This window comes from Candidatus Methylomirabilota bacterium (genome assembly GCA_036002485.1).
GTDB lineage: Bacteria > Methylomirabilota > Methylomirabilia > Rokubacteriales > CSP1-6 > AR37.
Genome location: DASYTI010000020.1, coordinates 1 through 3,395 on the forward strand (window position 1 = coordinate 1; position 3,395 = coordinate 3,395).

General features: G+C 66.5%; 4 protein-coding genes and 1 pseudogene. 4 read left to right on the forward strand and 1 reads right to left on the reverse strand.

What is annotated here, in order from left to right; translation table 11 throughout:
• A partial coding sequence (locus VGT00_02445; GenBank protein HEV8530258.1) for a Gfo/Idh/MocA family oxidoreductase occupies positions 1–1,011 on the reverse strand: 1,011 nt, incomplete at its 3' end.
• Between the two features lie 439 nt (positions 1,012–1,450).
• On the opposite strand from VGT00_02445, the gene VGT00_02450 reads away from it, so the two are divergent.
• The 4 genes and pseudogenes from VGT00_02450 to VGT00_02465 all read left to right on the forward strand — a co-directional run.
• A complete protein-coding gene (locus tag VGT00_02450) occupies positions 1,451–1,699 on the forward strand; it encodes a hypothetical protein (protein HEV8530259.1) in 249 nt (82 codons plus the stop codon).
• Between the two features lie 56 nt (positions 1,700–1,755).
• Positions 1,756–1,860, forward strand: a pseudogene (locus tag VGT00_02455) (D-cysteine desulfhydrase family protein).
• Between the two features lie 356 nt (positions 1,861–2,216).
• Positions 2,217–2,618, forward strand: coding sequence for an SRPBCC family protein (locus VGT00_02460; GenBank protein HEV8530260.1), 402 nt, complete (start codon positions 2,217–2,219; stop codon positions 2,616–2,618).
• Between the two features lie 65 nt (positions 2,619–2,683).
• Positions 2,684–3,395: RNA polymerase sigma factor (locus tag VGT00_02465; protein ID HEV8530261.1), on the forward strand; the 712-nt coding region annotated here is incomplete at its 3' end.

The window sequence follows — 3,395 nt, forward strand, 5'->3', positions numbered from 1 at the left end:
GATCTTCTTGCCCTCGTCTCCTCCCCCGAAGAGCAGCACCTCGCCTTCGCGTCCGATCACCAGGGTGCCGCGGGTGCCCATGAACTGCTCGGTGATGTGGTCGAAGTCGTTGGACTCGATCGAGGAGAACGTGACCGTCCGACCCTGGGGATACTCGAGGGTCACGAAGACGTGGTCGTTGACCTCGCGGTCCTTGAAGCGATAGATGCCGCCGCTGCCGATCACCGCGGTGGGCGAAGCGTCGAGGAAGAGGCTCGCCGTGCTGATCTGGTGGCCGCCCAGCTCCGCCACCAGCCCCTGCGAGTACTTTCGGTACAGGCGCCAGTTGACCAGGTGGTCCCAGGTCGGATACCCCCAGCGGGCGGGGCTGTAGTCCGCGGACGGAGGCTTGGTGTCCCGTCGCCAGGACCGGTTCCGGTGATACATGAGCCGGACGTGGTGGATCTCGCCCAGGAGGCCCGGGCGGATCACGTGGTCGTAGGCGGCCTGATAGCTTGGGTCGTAGAAGCGGTTGTAGCCCACCTCGAGCAGCTTCCCGTGCTTGCGGGCGGCCGCCGCCATCTGACGGCATCCCTCCATGTCGTACGCCATCATCTTCTCGACCAGCACGTGCTTGCCCGCTTCCAGGCAACCCACGGTCATCTCGGCATGGCACCACAGCGGGGTGGCGATGAGGACGGCCTCGAGGTCCTCCTTCGCCAGCATCTCCCGCCAATCCTCGTATTTCCGCGGAGGAGCCCAGCCCACCTTCACGAGGCTGTCGGCGGCCTCGTCCAGGCGCTGGGGGTTGATGTCGCACACGGCCCTCAAATCGATGAAGTCCTTGCTGCACTGGCCAAGGAGGACCTTGCCCTGCGAGCCGGGTCCGATGAAGCCGGCCTTGACCGGCCCGCCCCGGATGGGGCCGCGCAGGGCGGCAGCGGCCCCGAAGGCCAGGAGGGGAGGCACCCCCGCCATCGCCTTGATGAAGTTACGGCGGCCGATCGCGACTTCTTCGGAAGTGAGCACCATGATCGCCTTCCTTACCCGTCCATCATCGCATTGACTTCCGGCCCGCGGCTCCTTGCCGGGCATCGTTTCCACGGGAGAGTGCTGCCGTGCCCGCGAGCAGACGCTGAAGGCGGGCAGCCGCTGCCACCGGAGGCTGAGCAACCAATTGGTGAAGAAGCGAACGGCGGCTCTCTCGTAGGTGTAGCTCCAGAGCTGCTCGAGTACCTGATCCTCAGGACGCGGAAGGCCGCTGCTCAGGCACGCCTGCTGAAGGCCGCATCAATCGCGGACCGGCTACGGATCCGGGCGGAGACCCCGAAAAACACCCGTTCGAGAGTGGCCCGCGTTGTGGGTGCGCTGTGGGAAGTGGCGATGCCCGTAAGTTGGTACGCCCGATAGGGCTCGAACCTATAACCTGGGCGAACGCCGCATCGTCGCGATCGGCCTGGACGCGCCCTTCGTGGACGCCGTGAACGAGGGGCAGCTCGCGGGTCAGGCGTCCTCGGCCTCGGGAGAGGTGGAGCTTCCCTTCGCCGTGCACCACCACATGCTCACGCAGCTGGGCATCCACCACATCGAGAACGCGAACCTCGGCCAAATGGCGCGCGAGCAGGTCTGGACCTCTTGCACGATGATCCTGCCGCTGCTGGAGAAGGGCGCTGCGGGATCGCCAGTGCGTCCGGCCGCGATAGGCGTGCCGCGCCGCTGACGCGGGCCTATACGGGCGTCGTCCCGTCGGCTGCTCGGAGTGCGACGGCCCGGACCGTCCGCGAGGGCACGATTCGTCCGGGCGAGCGCACCGTCTTCCTGCACTCCGGCGGTGTGCCAGGTCTGTTCGGCCATCCGGATGCTCTGTCCTCGACGACGTGAGGGTGCGCATGCCGACGGCCTGGCGTTCCTGGACCACTGGCGAAAAATAGACCCGGAATAGACCCGGGAGCCCTGCCGGTATCGAACTGTTCTCGTAAGTTGTTGCCGGAGTTGGTGGAGCTGATGGGGATCGAACCCATGACCTCGTGAATGCCATTCTTTTGGTCTCCCGCTGCGCCGGCTCCAGAGAGCCTCCGGCACAGCGCCGACCTGGGCACACTTCCATGACGTTGCGCGGGAGTCAGCCCTCTGCCTCCACGCCCGAATGGACGTCAGATTCCCGGTCACAGATCCCGGCCCGGGCAGTCCAATCTCCTGGAGGGCGCCAACCGGAGCGCGCCCCGGGAGGGAATCCGATGCGCGACTTCGACGTGCAGACGATCGAGATCGAGGCCCCGTGTGACGCCGCCTTCAAGTACATCTCGGACCCACGAACGCTACCCGAGTGGACCCACGCGTTCCGCTCGGTGTCGAACGGGCGGGCCACAATGGTCACGCCCAGGGGTTCGGTGGAGGTGGGACTGCGCGTCGAGACTAGCCGGGTTGCGGGAACGATAGACTGGATCATGACGTTTCCCGACGGGAGCGTCGGCCGCGCCTTCTCGCGTTTGATTGACCTTGGCAACCATACGCTCTACAGCTTCGTTCTGATGGCGCCTCCCGTTCCCCTCGAGCAGCTCGAAGGGGTGCTGGAAGAGCAGGCGAGAGTCCTAAGGGAAGAGTTGGCGGCCCTGCAAAGGAAACTGTCGAAGCGATGAACGCGTCTCTTGAGGGCTTGGCCCGTCGAGCACGCGAAGGGGACCGCGAAGCCCTGGAGAGTCTGGTGTCGGCGATCCAGCATCGAGTCTACGGCCTGGCTCTACGGATGTTGTGGCATCCGGAGGACGCTCGCGACGCGGCGCAGGAGATCCTCATCCGGATCGTGACCCGCCTCAGCACGTTCCGCGGCGCGAGCTCGTTTTCCACCTGGGCCTACCGAGTAGCCGCGAACTATCTGCTGACCGCCCGGAAGAGCCGCCTCGAGGAGCGGAGTTACACGTTCCAACGCTTCGGAGACGAGCTTGACGAGGGTCTCTCCGACGCCGCGGCTCCGCAGGCTTCAGGCGAGACGGCCCTTCTGCTCGAAGAGATCAAGGTCGGCTGCACTCTGGCGATGCTCACGTGCCTCGACCGTCCCCATCGCTTGGCCTACATCCTCGGTGAGATCCTCGAGATGGACGGCGACGAGGCCGCGCGGGTGCTGGGCATCGGCGCCGCGGCCTACCGGAAGCGGCTCTCGCGCGCCCGTGAGGCGATCGTGGCGTTTACGCGGGCGAAGTGCGGGCTGGTGAATCCGGAGCGACCGTGCCGATGCCGCCGACGCCTTTCCGAGGCCGTGCGCCTCGGCCGTGTGGCGCCGGGCCAGCTGCTCTTCGCATCGGACGCCGAGCGTGCGAGGCAATTCCCGAAGGTGCTGGCCGAGGTCCGCCGGCTGGAGGACGTGCGGCGCGCGGCGGCTCTCTTCCGGTCTCATCCAGACTTCACGGCTCCGGCCG